Genomic DNA, 16,672 nt, shown 5'->3' with positions numbered 1-16,672 from the left:
AAAACCTCATGGACATAACATCACGAAACTAATTGATGATCTAGGAACGTCCACTCCGGATGCCAATGACTTAGTCCGGAGTATGGGGCAAGTCTCCATTACCAGGGGTTTGAATGCTGAGATGGATTCCCTTTTAGGCTACGCCCCTGGCGGTAGAAGCCCTAAAACTGCAGTTGGAACAGGCAATCACCGCAACGGCATCTACCCAAAAAACCGTGGATTCTCACTACGGGCCGGTTACTGTGGATATCCCCAGAGACAGTGCCGGGTCGTTTATCCCAACCATGGTTCCTCAAGGATCAAGGAGATTGACCGACGTTGTGGAGATGATTGTGAACTTGTATACCGGTGGGATGATCAACCGCAGTGTATATCACCACATGGCAACTGCGATGCGGGTTGATATTGGCGAGAGCGCATACATATACTTGTATGTAAGGTAATAAAATCGTTAGCGAGAAGATCATAGTCGACCTAGAAGAGTGAAATCAGCAGGCACCACGAATAACAGGAATACAGACACTCCAAAAATGGGTAGCCACTCAACTTTCTAAAGTGCTATGCTGAGATGTAACTGTCAGATTTGAATCATACAAAAAGCTAAAAATTAGATCAGTAATCAATAAAAGGTGAGACGGAACCACTATAGAGGCGTAACTAAACCAAAGAGAAAAATTCTAGAGCCGGAGAGATACCGAAGGGATAAAACAATGAAGTGCAGTTTCAGTCTAGTTGAAAGATCAAACATAGAACACAAGTGGGCCCTATGACTAAAAAAACTAGGGAAGCCCCTAGGATTATCCAGAAGTCCCACGCTGCAATGCCCATTACGTTGTTAGCAGTTCCGCTTGGAGGAGCCTAGACCAACTTCCCACCTTAAAAGCCTGCGGTCTCATTTCAGCGGTAAGCTCCGCTAGGCCTCCCCTTTGTCTTCGGCCGGATACCGTCGGTAAAGATATTGCACAGTTTGCGACACCATATTCATTTCGTTTGCCTTTCTGTCCGCAGATTCCGCCAGTCTAACGAGTTTCCACTGAAGCATTGCAGTGGATAAGCTCCTGCCGGATTTCATCCCGGTCGGCATACAATTCGTTTTCTAGCCTTCCGACTTCAAGCCCAGTACAACCCAAAATCAGTACTCAACACACTGCTCACCATCTTTTTGTATGGACACACCTATTGTAAAGTATTTAAAAACGTGGAAGACGCTCCGTCAAACGATCAGGTAAAGTTGGAACTGGTTCCCATTATTTGCCTAGCATAAAAATCGTTGCGGCAGTGGTTTTCCTGAAAAGAGGACACTTGAAAGCTGCTGTAGTAGGGAGCGGCCCAAACGGACTAGCTGCCGCTGTTGTATTGGCTCAGCATGGAATGGAAGTCACCGTATTTGAAGCTGATAACACGGTAGGCGGTGGGATGCGTAGCCACCGGGGCCTCCGTGCCGGAGTGATTCACGACATGTGCTCCGCGGTTCATCCGCTTGCTGTAGCTAGCCCTTTCTTCCGCGAAGTGAAATTGGAGCGCCACGGGCTAGACTTTGTGTTTCCTGAACTTGATTTGGCCCATCCTCTGGACGACGGTAGCGCTGGCCTCTTATACCGTAGCCTCAATCAGACTACCGAAAAAATGGGCAAAGATGAATTGTTGTGGCGTGCAACTTTTGGCCCACTAGCAAAAAACTTTAACTCCATTGCTTCCGATGCGTTAGGTCCGGTGTTACGCGTTCCACGTAGTCCAATATGGACTGGACTGTTTGGCTTTAATGCAGCTCTTCCAGCCTCGTTGTCAGCATTGCGATGGAGGGAGGAAAGTACACGGGCTTTGTTCGCAGGTATAGCTGCGCATGCTTTTTCCAGATTGGATACTCCACTAAGCTCTTCGGTGGGAACACTGTTGATAGCCGCCGCACATAATACAGGCTGGCCCGTCGCGGTAGGAGGAAGCCAGTCTATCGTGAAAGCGTTTCTTGCAGAATTGGCACAGTTGCGTGTAACGGTCATGTGTGGAACACGCATTGACTCGTTCCAGCAAATTAATGATTTCGATGTGGTGATGCTAGACACCGCACCACAAGATGCGCTGAGAATACTCGGTGATCGATTGCCGAAACGCATGCAGAAGGCCTATTCACGGTTTTCCCACGGGCCTGGGGCGTTCAAGGTGGATTTTTTGATTGACGGCGATATTCCGTGGAACAGTAAAGAACTTCGGCAGGCGGGGACCGTACATCTGGGAGGTACTTTTGCAGAGATCGCGAAAGCAGAAAAGGGTATTGTGACAGGCAAGATGCCTCAAAATCCTTTCGTATTGCTGGGGCAGCAGTACCTTGCAGACCCGAGCAGATCGGATGGAAGGCTCAATCCTGTGTGGGCTTATGCTCACGTGCCGAATGGGTTCGATGCCGATGCCACGGAGCTAATAGTCCGTCAGATTGAGCGATTTGCGCCCAATTTCCGAGATACGATTGTGGATTCAGTTTCGTTCAGCACCGAAGAATTGCAGCACTATAACGCTAATTACGTAGGTGGTGATATCATCGGTGGCGCGTCTGGAGCACGGCAACTTATTGCACGACCTATATTATCTCTTGATCCGTATTACACTGGGGTTTCAGGGGTCTATATTTGTTCATCTTCGACGCCACCAGGTGCCGGTGTACACGGGATGTGCGGGAAGCACGCAGCAGAAAGCGCTTTGAAGCATTTACAACAGCGGTGAAAATGTTGGGCGGAAATCCTATATTTGACGATGTATATTATGCTCAACTGCGTGGCCTCCTTTTTTGAATGCACCTTCGACCGGAAATGTCTCGTCATAGCCGCTGAACCAAATCATTTCGATCTGACTGCCTATCTTAATGAAAACAATCACTAAAACCTCGCCTAGGCGGACGCGGAAAGGTGATTTTTCATTTTTATCAACTGGGTCTGAGCCCTGTTTGGTATGCACTTGATATCCAGCCCAGTCGCGCTGGCAAGATTCGTAATCTACCACCATGTCCAGGTTTCCGAACAGTTCAAACGCGATGCCATGGTCCTCTACAAGAGCAATGAGGACTTCTCGCTGAACACAGTATTAGCCCAGCTCGGCATCAACCGAGCCTCGATACATTCTTGGGTCAACAATTATGGCACCACAAAGCGTGCCCGCACGAAAGCCGTGCAAGATAAAGCGGTCAAGTCCCGTGGAGTGGTGTAGCCGTCTAGCTTTCGGCTCAGTATACAGTTCTGTGTGTTAGGTCAGGCGGTTAGCTGGTGGTGGTCACCATGGTCACTTCCAGGTTGGTCAAGAGGACGCATGAGTTGTTTTGTTTATTCGAGTGCTGAAAGTGACATGTAGCGTTTTTGCTTCGACCCAATCCTTGGGTTGTCCACCAAGGACCGCACCGACAAGCCAGATGATGGCTTCCCGGTTTCAAAAGATGCCAACTACGTCGGTACGTCGACGGACCTCCCAGTTTAACGGCTGTGTGGGGTTGGTTGACCAGACCTTCGACCACACCGGCTTTGGGACTGCGGTGAACACCAATACTCCATCGAGTGACTGCTTCCAAATAGGTCACAACCTGAGGGAACTTTGGCTCTAGTAGGTCGACTACTTCGCGGGCTTGGGACGAGGTGGATTGGGCACCTGGTTGTTGAAAGATTGCCTGGAACATCGCAGAGCCCATTGGCCACTGCGTTTTCGGGACCATTTCGTAGAGGTTTTTGCACAATGCGTGCGGCAGTGCTGCCACGTCGCATCGGGCAGCAGTTTAGATATCGGGTGTTGGATGCCCTTGTGAGCATTACTGGTGACAAGGAGGACGCGCGAAGCCCGCGGGCTTTTAAGTCTTGGAGGAGGCATTTCTATGACGCGTTGAATGATGCGGTGGCAACATACATGCCAAGTATCTTGCGGTAGCCGTCGGCGTTGACCCCAGTGGCCAACAGTACGCAGCATGTGACCACGCGGGCGTCTTCGTTCACTTTGACCGTCAGTGTGTCACACGGCAGGTAGGGGTATCGGCCGGGATCGAGCGGGTGGTTTGAGACATCGGCGACCACCTCGTCGAGTTCTTCCCACATGCGCGAGACATGGGATGTCGGAATGTGAGCAATGCCTAGTGTTGCCACCAGATCATTCATCCTGCTTTTAAGGTAGCAGGTCGCAATCACAGTTGATAGTGCGCATTCGGCACGTGTACGGCGCTCAAACAACCAGCCCGAGAAGAGGGCCTGTTGGGGAAATTTTCGTACTACCACATTGATTGTGGCGACACGGGTGTCAAGGTCGCGATGGCGGTACCCGTTGCGGTGGTTGGGTCCGTTCGGTGGAGGCAACATTGTATTCGATATCGCAGACGATGTCTTGGCATGGGTGGAGAGGATTTGGTTGATACCTGAAGCGTCCCATCTACTCAAACGGAACAAAACCTAGGACATTTCAACGGATGTATTCATCAATTGCGTGGTAGAACTCCTCCACACTGGTGAATGATTCACCGTGGTACATCTCTGACTTGAGATGCCCAAAGAAGTTTTCCATCACCGCATTGTCGTAACAGTTTCCCCTCCTTGACATCGACTGTGTACCACCAATACCTGTGATGAGTCTGCGCCAACTGGAATGCTGGTACTGGAATCCCTGATCGGTATGCACAACCAATCCTTGATCTGGTGATTCTTGCGCAATGGCATCACGCAAAGACTTCGAGGTAAACACCGTATTCGGTGAGGTTGAAACGCTGTACGACACGATCGAGCGATCGCATAAGTCCATAATCGGCGATAGGGGCCTGACCCCCGGAAAGTGGACACGTCGGGGTTAACTATGCGACTTTAGCCAGTGTAGCTGAAGTCGTAGCTTCAAAGACATCAGGAGCCACAAGATTGCACCAGGAGTGTCGTCTGCGCGTGTTGTAGCGCATGCACCATCGAAAGACTTCCTGGCGGCAGGTAATCGGATTGTCAAAGACTTTCCTATCACGCAAAACTTCCCGCTTTAAGTTGGCGTTAAACGATTCCGCCAAAGCATTATCAGCACTAGTTCCTACCGCACCCATGGATTGGCGCACACCAAGTTGGGCACAGTGGTCTTGAAATGCCTGTGAGGTGTACACACTGCCGTGATTGTCAGTGGAATACAGCCCCGTCAAGACTGCCACGCACGCCGTGTGCGTGGGCTAGGGCTTCGATGACCAGTGAGACACGCATGTGGTCTGCAAGTGCACAAACTGCACGTTTCCGTGAATAAGTGTCAATGACCGTGGCAAGGTACATGTTCTTGCCGCTCTTACACGGCAGGTAGGTAATATCGCCGACATAAACGCGGTTCGGCTCGTTAGCGGTGAATGTGCGTCCCACTAAAACCGGCATGACACGGTGGCCAGGCTTGCGCTTGGTGGTGATGCATCGACGCCGTGTGCTCAAGCCTTTTAGCCCCATAGCTTTCATGATTCGTGCGACCTTCTTATGGTTGATCGGACCGAGGTCCGTACCTTCGTTGAGGCTTGCAGCGATGCGTTTAGCCCCATAAAGACCAAGCTCATCATCAAAAATGGACCTGATTTTTACGCCAATAAGACTGTCAGAATGCATCTTTAACCTGCTCTTTTCGCAGGTGCTGACCCATTTATAAAACGAGGAACGATTGAGCTGTAAAACGTGACACATCCGTGTGAGCCGAATACTCGGTTCGGTGGTCATAGACAAACTGGAAGCAGATCACCAGTGAGTCTGCTTTCAGCAAAATATTTGGCAGCCTTGCGCAGAATATCGCGTTCTTCGCGCAGCTGAGCGTTTTCTTTTGTCTCACTGGTGGATTTGCTCAGATTCTGTGGTGGCTTGGGCTTTATCACGTATGGCTTTTATGCGGGCACGCTTTCCGGTGCCGTACTTTTTGACCCATGAATGTAGCGGGACTCGGTTGATGACGAGCTGGGCTGATGCTGTGTCCAGTGAGAGTTCCTCATTGTTTTCGTACAGGGCTACGGCATCGCGTTTGAATTCTTCGGAATACCTGGGCATGGTGGTAGATTATCTTTCTTTCCAGCCCGACTGGGTTGGGTATCAGGTGTCCACCAAACAGGGTTCAGGTCCCACTTCATCATGACGTTCGTCGATGATCTCGCCACCATCGACTCGCAGGAGGAATTCGATCGGGCACACAAGGAATGGTGCACGAAGACAGTCGCGGAGTTCGAATAGCATATCCATCTCACCTGGACTGGTTTCGAATTCCACGACGGCCAGGCGCAGAAGTGGCTGAACATGACATCGCAATACTTGGCAGTGTTGGACCATCCCGATGTGCAGAGGGTTTGCTCCTACCTGCACGCGCCCGTGGACCTGTAGGTCTACAACGAAGCCTCCAGAGAAGAGGTCAAACGCCTAACCGCCTGGTCAACACTCGGCCCAGAGAAGTACATTGCCTATTAGGAGAGCCTGAGGGAAATGGTGAAAGCCAAAGGAAATACTTCTCCTCCCCCCCGATTGGGAGACTGACGTGTGGGTCGCTAGAGATAGCGCCACCCCATCCCCATAAAGAAAGGACCTTGGGCTGACCAATCGGTTTGACCCCGTAGACTTCTCTGACTCCTTCCCAAACTGCGAAACCTTCGAAAATTTTTTGCCGAACGGAGCGTAAAAACATCTCGAACGGCATCGGGGGAAGCGGATATCTCGTGATCGACTGGGAGGGAAATCAGGTATATACACGAAAGTACTCTTGAAGGAAAGCGTCCCTTATATAGGATGCGACCGAGCACTTTTAAAACCGAGGTGTTTACGAGACGTACTTTTCCGCTTCTCTCATCATCATCTCAAAATGGCCCCGGTGTGCTCCATTGGAGGCTTTTTGGAAAACCCTATTAAATGCTTCCAGCCAGCGCTTGTTAGAGGTGGACGACTGAGCGTAGACTTCTGCATCTACGATGGTGTGGGAACCACGATGCGACCAGGCAATGAGCGCATCGTGAAGTGCTTTCTCTGTGGGCCTCAGCCCTTCACCAAGCTGGTACAGATTCTCCTGACCTCCTAGAGTGGAAAAATAGCTCTCTAGAATTCTTCGCAAAATGTTCGGGAGCCAAGGCATCCCAGAGTCGGGATATAGATGTGCCGCAGCTACCTCGTCCCAAAGTTCCTGATAAGCCGAACGAATAGGATTCTTCGGTCCACAGTCTTGCATCTGATTCGGTTCAGGAGAGAACTTTCTGATCCGGTAGAATTTCACTTCCGGCGACTCTTTACCCTTGTGGCTATAGCTGACTTCTTCATGGAACCGAGTGCTATGAGTCAGGAGAAGCACTTGTGAGACGCGAGCGTGTTTTTTCTCGCGGACACTCCGAATTAGGTCGCGGATTAAAGCAGAGACCACGAACATGATATCACCGTCAAGACTCGAGACGGGGTCGTCGATGATCGTGCAGATCTTCTCGGTTTCCCCGTCCTGCCTTACTTCGGAAAGTGAATGGTAGAAGTAAAGGAAGGTGATGAAAGTGCGCTCTCCCTCACTGAGAGTAGCGATATCGGCTGTTTGACCATCGTCTCGAACGATTCGATAACCGTCTTTCGTGCCTGCTTTCTCCAGCTTGAAACTATGAAACTGGCTCATTTCAAGCATTTCGTTAATTGTTTGAATGGTGGCTTCACTGGAAGTGGTCCGGGCTCGAAGTTGACGTAGATCGCTCTCGTACCCTTGGAGGAATTCCTTCTGCTGTTTAATACTTTGCTGGAGCCCGTCAACCTTCTTGTCTATTCTTCCTTTTTCCTCAAGAAATGTCGTGATGAGCTCGTTTACGTGCCCCCGCACAAACTCTCGCCAAGCGTTGTCGATAATGATGGAACCCTGGTTCTTACGGTTCCGAACGATTGTGTTGGCCTTCTCAATCTCTTCATTCGCCTGATCGACGATCGACACAAGCGCTGCATGAGATTGGGCTGCACTGCCCACTTCTATGACATCCGAAGGTTTCATCATTTTTTGTTTGAGAGATGTTGCAATGCTTTCCAAGCTCACTTCGACAGCCTCGAAGGCCTGGTTGACCTCAACAGATTCAACGCCACGTTGCAAAGAATCAAAATTCTGATTTTTATAGGAGGTCAGGGATTGGATAGAGGATTCAACCTCCTGTTGTAACTGTTCGATCTCGCCACGCTTTTCTTGGTAAGTGTCGTCAAAGAGCCGCGCAAGCTGGTCACTTAGGTCTTTTGGGGCAATCTGCTGACAAAAAGGGCACAGCTTGGAAGGGTTCCGCGGACCATGGAAATGATCCATTCCCTCCCTCACCCAGTCGGAGATGTCTAAACGTTCAATCATGTCCGCCAAGGGAACATCTGCACTGCCAACAATCGGGGTCCTGAGCGCTTCGCGCAGTTTTTCTTCATCCCATGTCAGGTCTGGAACACGAAGAATTGGAGGTTGCTCATCGATTTCCTTTGAGAACGCAACCTCGGCTCTTGGCGCAAGGGATTCGAAGGTTTCTTCGCCTCGATCAGGGAATTCGGCAGCTATACCAAGCGTACGGGCAAGGCACTGATCTCGACTTCTGTTCAACCCGGTCATCTGAATCCTAATTACTTCAGGTATATCGTCACGACGCTTCCATACTTTGTCAGCAAGGTCCTGGCGCTTAACCTCGAGTTCCTCTTTCGCTTGATTGATGAGGGTTTCACAACGATCGATTTTTTCCTTAGCCTTTTGGAATTCCTCCTGCAGTTTTTTGATCTGGTTAAAGGTTTCTTTGCTGTCCTCACCGAGAAGAAAAACGCCACGTTCCTCCGCTTTGGTGAACGTCTTGTTGACGTAATCCCTGTTGTAAACCTTTACCGTCTGCAGTTCCGAAGACCAATTGACATGAGAGTAGTCATTGTCATTACCATTTAAGCTCCGGCTAATCGTTGTTTTGCCAGAACCATTGGGCCCAAAAACGTAGTTTACCGTGGTGAGATTATTCAGAACTTCATCATCGCCAAAACTAGGAAACCCGGAGAGGGAAACCGACCTGATCACGAGTGCCTCCTAAACACTTCCGCAACCCAGATGCCGAGTCAAGGCCGTTCTCATGGTTCCGGCCTAGCGCGAGCATCGAGGGCAACGCATACACATCATCCTAAACTTGAGCACCCCACGCCCTCCAAGGCCACCAGACGGCGATAGGCTTTTATAGGGTATCAAATGTAACGAGGTTGCTCGGTGGCCGAGACGGACGTCCTGCAGGTAGCCGCGGGCTTGGTTTTGTGTGGTGAGCCTACCTCAGCGCTTGATCACGCGACGGCTGGGGGAGTCATGCGTAAGCTATACGACGCGGCTGCCGCCGGGTGTGCTGTGATTATTGTTAGCCATGAGGAAGGCTTATTGAAACAGTGGTGTACTAGAGTGCTGCATTTTTCCGAGCTCGCGGGGCGCACATGAAACTCAATCAAAGCTTGCTGACGCAGTAACCATATTTACTGCAAATCCTGGACAGTCTAAATTAATCGACGATCCCGGGCAGCGGTGACGGCGGCGGTGCGCGATTCCACACCCAATTTCTGAAAAATATGAATCAGGTGCGTTTTGACTGTCGCCTCAGAAATAAAAAGCTTCTTTGCCAAGGCCTTATTGCTCGCACCGGTGGCGAGTTCCCGCAGAATTTCAATTTCACGCTGCGAAAGGCTCTGCTGCGGTTGCGAAGTCCGCTGCGCCAGTGCCGCCGCCACATCCGGCGACAACGTGCGCTTGCGTTCATGGGTGGCGATGATGGCGTCGAATAAACTTGTCTCAGGCGAATCCTTCAGCAGATAACCCAACGCACCGGCCTCAAGAGCAGCGACGATATCGGCTTCGGTGTCGTACGTCGTCAAGATCAACACTGGTGGACCGCCTGCCTTCGCTAATTTGCTGGTCGCGGTGATTCCGTCAACCCCTGGCATCTGGATATCGCACACCACCACATCCACATCAGTGATGCTGCCGTCGACAAGCGCATCCACCGCGCTACCATCGGCGGCCTCGTGGGTGACATGCACCCCGTCGAAGCTATTCAGGATTGCACGCAGGCCAGCGCGGACAACGGGGTGGTCGTCGAGAAGCATAACGCGGATCATGGTGGTCTCCTGGAACTAGCTAGCTGGTGTGTGCTGCGAAGTCAGCGGGATGCGGGCCGCAACAACCGTGCCTTCACCTGGGCTCGATTCAATATTTACTGTGCCAGATAATGCAGCAATGCGTTGCTGAATCCCACCAAGCCCATAGCCGTGGCTGGCGTCTTGCTGGGGTGCCCGCGCCGGGTCGAAACCGCGGCCGTCGTCAAAAATATCGACGGTTAACTCGTCGCCAAGCACCGCGACCGACACCACCGCATGATCAGCATGGGCATGCTTGGCGACGTTATTCAACGCTTCTTGCACGCATCGCACCACCGCGGTGACCACGGATTCGGGCAGCCGACGGTGCGTATCACCAGAGAAATTCGCCCGGAATTCGGTGGATTCGCCCAAGCTGCTACCACGCCGACGCATGCGCTGAAGAATCTCAGTGATGGCATCTGGCAGATCTGCTTGCGCAGATGGTGCGGTCAGATCCCGCACGAAACGGCGCGCCTCCGCCAGGTTGTCACGGGCGGTGTCCTCGATGGTAGACAACACGTCTGTAGCTGCATTTTTGGACTCGGGCGATGCTGCCTCGGCGGTGCTAGCGCTAGCCCGTCCAGCACGCGCCAACAACACGATGGAACTCAACCCCTGCGCGAGCGTGTCGTGAATATCGCGGGCCAGGCGCTCACGCTCTTCCAAACGCCCGGCCTGATGCTCGGTGGCTGCTAGTTCCTGCTGGGTCGCGGCTAATTCTTCCGCGATACGCCGCTGGGTCAGTGCCTCACGATGCAACGCGCGATAACTCACATAAATCGCTACGGCAAAAACCGTACCGATGCCCGGGCCAATCGCCACCGCAATATGCCAATGCTGCGGGTGCAACCACGCAACCACGACCACCCCAGCAGCCCACAACACCGCAGCGGCCAGCAAGTTCGCCGAACGGGGCAATACGGCAAGCGTGACAAAAACCAGCGGGAACAACACCCAAAGAAAATCATTCGCCAACACGAGTGCACTCAGCCACAGCACAACAACAGCGGCCCACCACCAGCGCGCGCTCCGTTGCTGATTCACAGTTGGGTTGGAAACACCGCCCGCACTGCGCCGCGCCCGGTATTCCACGACGATGCCACTTGCATAAACCAGCCCTAGCGCGGCCGCGACCAGCAAAACGACCGGAAGCTGGGCGTGAGCTGCGTCGTCGGCAAGCCAGACCCGCACCGCACCAAGAATGAGCAGCGCGCAAAACATCACGTGTAAACCCACCCGCAGGTTGCGCAATACCGTGGACAGGCCGGGGCCTGCTGGGCTCGCAGGGCTTGTTGTGTTTGCGGGGCTGGATGCGGCAGAAGCGGCGAGATTTCTCGGCGTAGTCACCCTGCCTAGGTTAGTGCGGAAGGCTGAGTGGCCGCGATCAACCATCTGGTTGATAGCAGAATCAACTAGTACCCCGATGCCGCACTGAGCTGCAAAAACAACAATAGGTATTATGTTTTTGGCACTCAGGGATATCGTCTCCGCCCGCGGACGCTTCAGCTTGATTAGCTTCGTCGTCGGTCTGATAACCGTACTGTTGGTGATGCTCACTGGCCTGACCGGTGGGTTGGCTAAGCACAACACCTCTGCTTTGGAGGCCCTGGCCCCTGAGCGATACGTGTTCACTAGTGACGAGCCGTCTTTTCAGGAATCACAAGTCACCACCTCTGATGTGCAGGAATGGCAGGAGCTTGTCGACGCCGACAGCCAGGTTATCCCGCTTGGTACCGCGCAGACCCGGTTGGAAGCAGGTTCTGCGATGGGTGTTGCCGTGCTGGGCCTGCCAGCAGGGACTAAGGTTCCAGCGCCCGTAGTATCCGGTGCGGGTGCCGCGGGAACAGAAATAGCTGGTGCCACAGCCGCAGGTGCGGCACCAGAAGCAGATTCGGCCGCGTCGCAGGAGCAGCAGGAGGCGGTGCTAGGCGAAGACGGGATTGTCCTTAGCCACGAAATTGTTAGCGAAGCCGGTGTGCAACCAGGTGAGACGGTAGAAATCGGTGGCGTCGAACAGCCCGTGACTGCCGTCGTAGAAGACGAGCACTATTCGCACCAGCCCGTCGTCTGGGCAAGCACGCAGGTGTGGCAACAGATTGCACGCGCGCATGACGTCGTCGTCGGCACTGTCCTGGCGGTGGATACCCGGGACCGGCACGCAGGTGCCTTGCGCGATGAGGAATGGCAGGATGCCGAAAATCAGACCGGGGATAGTGTTGCAACAGTCGAGGATTCTTTTTCTGGCTTGGCTGCCTACCAGTCGGAGCAGGCATCGCTCCAGCTGATTCAGGTGTTGCTGTATGCCATTAGTGCTTTGGTGACCGTGGCGTTTCTGAGCGTGTGGACAATCCAGCGCAGCCGCGATCTTTCCGTGCTCCGCGCACTTGGCGCCAGCCCGGGGTATGTGTGGAAGGATGCGCTGGGACAAGCCGCTGTGGTGGTCGGCATCGGCGTTGTGCTTGGCGCCGGCGTCGGCTGGGCAGCTGGCGTGTGGGCCGGGGGTTCTGTTCCGTTTGATTTGCAGTGGACCACCATCGTGGTGCCCGCCGCGGGCATCTGGGCGCTCGGTATGTGTGGCGCACTGGTAGCAACCCGACGAGTGAAAAAGATTGATCCGGCATCGGCATTGGAGGGCAAATCCTAATGAATACTGAATATAAAAACCTAGCCGATAAAGACCCGGCGATCGCTTGCCGCAACGTCACCGTTGATTTCCCCGACGGCACCGGCACCGTGCGCGCTTTGGATCAGGTGTCCTTGCAGGTTCTGCCGGGGACGGTGACTGCCATCGTGGGCGAATCAGGATCCGGCAAATCCACTTTGCTTTCAGCTATGGCGGGGTTGTTGCAGCCCACGGAAGGTGAGGTGCGTATCGCCGGTGAACTGATGAGCGTCGGCTCGGAGGAAAAGCGCAGCGAATTACGGCGCCAGCACATCGGGATGATTTTCCAACAGCCGAACTTGTTGGAATCGTTGTCTGTTGCCGAGCAGTTGCTGATCACCGACCATCTGCGTGGACACACCCCGCGCCGGGAGCGGGCAGAAGAGCTGTTGGCCAAGGTTGGTTTGGAGGGGCTGGGCGGCCGCAGCGTCGGCAAGCTATCCGGTGGTCAACGGCAGCGGGTGAATATTGCGCGCGCAGTGATGAATGATCCGGATGTTTTGCTTGCCGACGAACCTACTTCCGCGCTGGATCAGGAATTGTCGCAAGAGATCATGCAACTATTGCAGCAGTTATCACGTGATTTGGGGATCGCGACGTGTGTTGTCACCCATGATCGGGGAATGTTGAAATACGTGGACGAAGTGGTGGAAGTCATCGACGGCAAAATCAAGTAAAAATTTCACATATTGGTATGATTAGTAGCCGCATGAGGTTTAGAATATCGATTTGTGATTTTCCATTCACGCGCACGCCGCTGGCGGGGATTTAGCCCCGCGCAGCTGGTCTCCGTGAGCTTCCTGCTGCTCATTCTCGCGGGAACAGTCCTCTTGTTGCTGCCCGTATCCCGCAGTGGGGTTGACAACCCGGAGTTCACCACTGCACTATTCACCGCTACGTCCGCGGTATGCCTCACAGGCTTAACAGTTGTGGATACAGCGACTTACTGGTCTCATTTCGGACAGGTAATCATCTTGGTGCTTGTCCAGATCGGTGGCATTGGCATCATGACCTTGGCCACGGTGGTGAGTTTTGTGCTTGCCGGGCAGATGGGCGTCAAGGGGAGGCTTCGTGCCGCTGCAGAGCAACGCGGAAGAAGCCTAGGTGAGGTGCGTACCGTCATCTTCGGCACAATTGGTTTTTCCTTAGCCGTGGAATTCGTGATCACCGTAGTACTTACTATCCGTTTTGCCACGGAATACGAATATGCCTTTCTGCCTGCAGTATGGCAGGGGGGCTTTCACGCCATTTCTGCATTCAACAACGCAGGATTCGGGCTCCAGTCCAACAATTTGGTTCCCTACGTCAACGATTCTGGAATTATTTTGCCGGTCGCCGCGGGTGTGATCGTTGGTGGTTTGGGGTTTCCCGTACTGCTGGAAATCAAGGAGCGGCGGTGTTCGAAAGTTCAACGCCCGCGGTCGTTGACTTTGTTGTTTACCCTGGTTGGCACCGTGATTTTGCTGGTTGTCGGCACCATCGGGTTTGGGATCATGGAATGGACGAACAGTTTGCGTGAGCTGAGCCCGTGGTCGGCGGTTCAAGCGGCATTTTTTCACTCTGTATCCACCCGCACTGCCGGATTTAACTCGGTTGATCTATCGAACCTGCGGCCTTCTTCGCTAATGTTGACGGATTTTTTGATGTTCATCGGTGGTGGATCCGGCGGTACCGCAGGCGGAGTGAAAGTAACCACCGCTGCCGTACTAGTGGCAGTGTTGATCGCCGAAGTGCGCGGTGATGAAGAACTACTGGTTGCTGGTCGGCGTATCCCCGGGCGTATCGTGCGCCAATCGATGGCAGTATTCATGATGGCTTTCATTCTGATTGCAGGCTCCATCATGGGGCTACAAATGCTGCTACCGCAGTTCAATTCCCACCAGATCACCTTTGAAACCATCTCTGCATTCGCTACCGTTGGTCTGACCACCGGTATTACTCCGGAGCTGCCGGAATTCGCGCGTGTATGGCTGGTAGTGCTGATGTATGCCGGGCGTATCGGCCCCATCACGGTTGTCGCCGCCCTAGCTGCCCGCACCAACCAACGCCGCTATTCATTCCCCGTAGAAAGGCCTTTCATTGGCTAAGCTGTTATTCCACCACGCTAAACAACCCGTCGTCATCATTGGCCTTGGCCGATTTGGCATGGCGCTGGGCGAAGAACTAGTCCAATCCGGCGTAGAAGTACTGGGCATCGATGTAGACGAGGCGGTAGTAACCAAAGCCGCTTCGCTACTCACACACGCCGTCATCGCCGAAACCACCGACCAAGAAGCACTACGCCAACTCGGTGTACACGATGCACACCGAGTGGTGATCGGCATCGGATCCGATATGGGGGCGTCGCTACTAACGGCATCTGCCGTGATGGATCTGGGCGTGCCTAACGTTTGGGCGAAAGCAGACAACCAGCAACAGGCCAAGATCCTGACACAAATTGGCGTGCACCACGTTGTGCGCCCAGAGCGGGATACTGGCCGACGCGTGGCACACTTGATCGCTGGGCACGTGCAGGAATATATCGAGTTCGATTCCGATTTCGCCATGGCTAAGCTAGCCCCACCGCTGTGGATGCATGGGCGGAAAGTAGAACAGACCCCGCAGGGCATCGCCATTGTTGCAGTACGCTCGGCAGATGCGCACTTTTCTACTCCACCTGCTGGTTACGTGCTCCGCTCCGGTGACCTAGTGATTGCTGCCGGGCGGATCAATGACCTAGACAAGTTCGCGGATTCTTAAATGAGATGTCTTGGGTCTTCTGCCTGGGCAGAGATGGAAAATCTTTGATCTTGTTGAAGAAGGATGAAGCAGAAGCATGAGTAGGGAAGAAACATGGAAACTTTTAACGTAAATGACAGCGCTTCTGATGCGTGCCACTCATCGACTAGATAATAAAGGATTGAAAAGGATTAGGCGGCAATCTGGGAAGAAAGCTAATTCTTAATCGGAATGAATTTGAGACTCTGATAGAAAAACATACCAGGGATATATTCGCCTTTCATGTATCGTGAACAATAGCATCGGGGACCCCCATCGCGGAGCTAGGTAGATTCTATTGGGCCTTTAAGGAGCTGTAATGCAAAATCTGCTAAAGAGAATATCTGAGTTTCAGGAAGCATCGGCATACCACTTCACCTACACACAAAGGACCCTGGAAGCCGGTGGGGAAGTCGCCCAGATCCGTGAAGAGGGAACAGTCGATTATCGGAGTGGCACCATTGAAAGTACGGTCTACGCAGTCGTCGGGGAACTTGTCGACGAACAGATGCGCTACCGCGTAGAACGGCAAACTAAATACGCCACTATGGCTGGGAGCGAAGAAAATGCGGAGATGCCGTATTTCGGTCTTGGGATGGAAGCCCCGGGACTGCTGTTGAGTTTGTACATGGCGCGGGAGATCGAGATGGATGGTAACGCATTAAACGGTGTGCTTTCTTTGGAAAATCCGGCACGGCCATTGGTGGATGATGACTATGATTCTATCCGACAGTCTGTCGCGAGCTTATTTGTACAGGGCAATGGTTTTCCGCCACAGTTCAATGTAGAAATAGGCGCCCATAAAGCAACGGTTGAAGTTATTCAATCCCCGGCCAGCCAGCATCATCAAGATATTCGCTCCGGGGTGATTTCTAGTCTCGAGCTAGTTGCTATCTAAGAGCAGCCTTGGAGGTTGAAGATCCTTTGTCTGCAAATCGTGGACACGTAGTAGAGCTACCTAGTGGTTAGACGGCTATTTCTTTTCTGCTGGTGGTTAGACCAATATAATTCTCGAAGTCGACGGGGCTCACCATACCGAGTGCTTCAGTGCCGGGGCCGACGGTCGTAGACGACTTCAATCCAGTAGGTAACGGCCTTGCCTGTGGCATCACGAGTTGGCCAGCGCTTACAGTCGTAGAACTTAAGTTTTAAGCGTCGACCAGAA

At 53.0% G+C, this 16,672-nt stretch carries 12 protein-coding genes and 4 pseudogenes; 8 read left to right on the top strand and 8 right to left on the bottom strand.

Annotation, left to right across the window (positions count from 1 at the left end; genetic code table 11):
* Positions 1–19: 19 nt before the first annotated feature.
* Positions 20–407: pseudogene (locus ACP8MI_RS10745) on the top strand (transposase); the annotation flags it as partial.
* Positions 408–1,302: 895 nt separating this feature from the next.
* Positions 1,303–2,718: a phytoene desaturase family protein gene (locus ACP8MI_RS10740; RefSeq protein ID WP_490290746.1), complete on the top strand. Its 1,416-nt coding sequence runs from the start codon at positions 1,303–1,305 to the stop codon at positions 2,716–2,718.
* Between the two features lie 18 nt (positions 2,719–2,736).
* Here the strand turns inward: ACP8MI_RS10740 and ACP8MI_RS10735 are convergent, their stop codons facing one another.
* Positions 2,737–2,997, bottom strand: a complete 261-nt coding sequence (locus ACP8MI_RS10735) for a hypothetical protein (protein ID WP_284573079.1) — start codon at positions 2,995–2,997, stop codon at positions 2,737–2,739.
* Between the two features lie 33 nt (positions 2,998–3,030).
* Here ACP8MI_RS10735 and ACP8MI_RS10730 point away from each other — a divergent pair, with 33 nt between their 5' ends.
* On the top strand, positions 3,031–3,198 hold the full coding sequence (locus tag ACP8MI_RS10730) for a hypothetical protein (RefSeq protein ID WP_284573078.1): 168 nt from the start codon (positions 3,031–3,033) through the stop codon (positions 3,196–3,198).
* Between the two features lie 216 nt (positions 3,199–3,414).
* On the opposite strand, the pseudogene ACP8MI_RS10725 reads toward ACP8MI_RS10730, so the two are convergent.
* The 7 genes and pseudogenes from ACP8MI_RS10725 to ACP8MI_RS10695 all read right to left on the bottom strand — a co-directional run bounded on the left by ACP8MI_RS10725 (position 3,415) and on the right by ACP8MI_RS10695 (position 11,435).
* Positions 3,415–3,846: pseudogene (locus tag ACP8MI_RS10725) on the bottom strand (transposase).
* Positions 3,847–3,848: 2 nt separating this feature from the next.
* Positions 3,849–4,325 (bottom strand): transposase, encoded by a 477-nt coding sequence (locus tag ACP8MI_RS10720; protein ID WP_367317218.1) that lies wholly within the window; start codon positions 4,323–4,325, stop codon positions 3,849–3,851.
* A gap of 106 nt (positions 4,326–4,431) precedes the next feature.
* Positions 4,432–4,773, bottom strand: a pseudogene (locus ACP8MI_RS10715) (transposase); the annotation flags it as partial.
* Positions 4,774–4,810: 37 nt separating this feature from the next.
* A pseudogene (locus tag ACP8MI_RS10710) lies at positions 4,811–6,008 on the bottom strand (IS3 family transposase).
* A gap of 757 nt (positions 6,009–6,765) precedes the next feature.
* Complete coding sequence (locus tag ACP8MI_RS10705) at positions 6,766–8,991, bottom strand: AAA family ATPase (RefSeq protein WP_284585896.1); 2,226 nt, start codon at positions 8,989–8,991, stop codon at positions 6,766–6,768.
* 458 nt (positions 8,992–9,449) lie between these two features.
* The gene (locus ACP8MI_RS10700) at positions 9,450–10,067 is read right to left on the bottom strand and encodes a response regulator (protein WP_284587411.1); all 618 of its coding nucleotides are present in this window, start codon (positions 10,065–10,067) and stop codon (positions 9,450–9,452) included.
* Between the two features lie 15 nt (positions 10,068–10,082).
* A complete protein-coding gene (locus tag ACP8MI_RS10695; RefSeq protein ID WP_284587410.1) occupies positions 10,083–11,435 on the bottom strand; it encodes a sensor histidine kinase in 1,353 nt (450 codons plus the stop codon).
* Between the two features lie 112 nt (positions 11,436–11,547).
* Between ACP8MI_RS10695 and ACP8MI_RS10690 the strand changes: the two genes are divergently transcribed.
* The 5 genes from ACP8MI_RS10690 (at position 11,548) to ACP8MI_RS10670 (ending at position 16,405) form a co-directional block, all read left to right on the top strand.
* A complete protein-coding gene (locus ACP8MI_RS10690) occupies positions 11,548–12,732 on the top strand; it encodes an ABC transporter permease (protein WP_337891831.1) in 1,185 nt (394 codons plus the stop codon).
* Complete coding sequence (locus tag ACP8MI_RS10685; RefSeq protein WP_284606005.1) at positions 12,732–13,427, top strand: ABC transporter ATP-binding protein; 696 nt, start codon at positions 12,732–12,734, stop codon at positions 13,425–13,427. Before ACP8MI_RS10690 ends, ACP8MI_RS10685 begins: the two co-directional genes overlap by 1 nt.
* 54 nt (positions 13,428–13,481) lie before the next feature.
* The gene (locus ACP8MI_RS10680) at positions 13,482–14,837 is read left to right on the top strand and encodes a TrkH family potassium uptake protein (RefSeq protein WP_284796853.1); all 1,356 of its coding nucleotides are present in this window, start codon (positions 13,482–13,484) and stop codon (positions 14,835–14,837) included.
* Positions 14,830–15,489, top strand: coding sequence for a potassium channel family protein (locus ACP8MI_RS10675; RefSeq protein ID WP_249624689.1), 660 nt, complete (start codon positions 14,830–14,832; stop codon positions 15,487–15,489). The genes ACP8MI_RS10680 and ACP8MI_RS10675 overlap by 8 nt, the downstream gene beginning before the upstream one ends.
* A gap of 337 nt (positions 15,490–15,826) precedes the next feature.
* A complete protein-coding gene (locus tag ACP8MI_RS10670; protein WP_147579179.1) occupies positions 15,827–16,405 on the top strand; it encodes a hypothetical protein in 579 nt (192 codons plus the stop codon).
* The last annotated feature ends 267 nt before the right edge of the window (positions 16,406–16,672 follow it).

The organism is Corynebacterium sp. LaCa_70 (assembly GCF_058182015.1).
This window is presented reverse-complemented; position numbering and strand designations above follow the sequence as displayed.

Coding starts and splice junctions, on each gene's coding strand:
- ACP8MI_RS10685 (WP_284606005.1), top strand. CDS start 12,732: ATGAATACTGAATATAAAAACCTAGCCGATAAAGACCCGGCGATCGCT.
- ACP8MI_RS10670 (WP_147579179.1), top strand. CDS start 15,827: ATGCAAAATCTGCTAAAGAGAATATCTGAGTTTCAGGAAGCATCGGCA.
- ACP8MI_RS10690 (WP_337891831.1), top strand. CDS start 11,548: ATGTTTTTGGCACTCAGGGATATCGTCTCCGCCCGCGGACGCTTCAGC.
- ACP8MI_RS10720 (WP_367317218.1), bottom strand. CDS start 4,325: ATGTTGCCTCCACCGAACGGACCCAACCACCGCAACGGGTACCGCCAT.
- ACP8MI_RS10730 (WP_284573078.1), top strand. CDS start 3,031: ATGGTCCTCTACAAGAGCAATGAGGACTTCTCGCTGAACACAGTATTA.
- ACP8MI_RS10700 (WP_284587411.1), bottom strand. CDS start 10,067: ATGATCCGCGTTATGCTTCTCGACGACCACCCCGTTGTCCGCGCTGGC.
- ACP8MI_RS10735 (WP_284573079.1), bottom strand. CDS start 2,997: ATGGTGGTAGATTACGAATCTTGCCAGCGCGACTGGGCTGGATATCAA.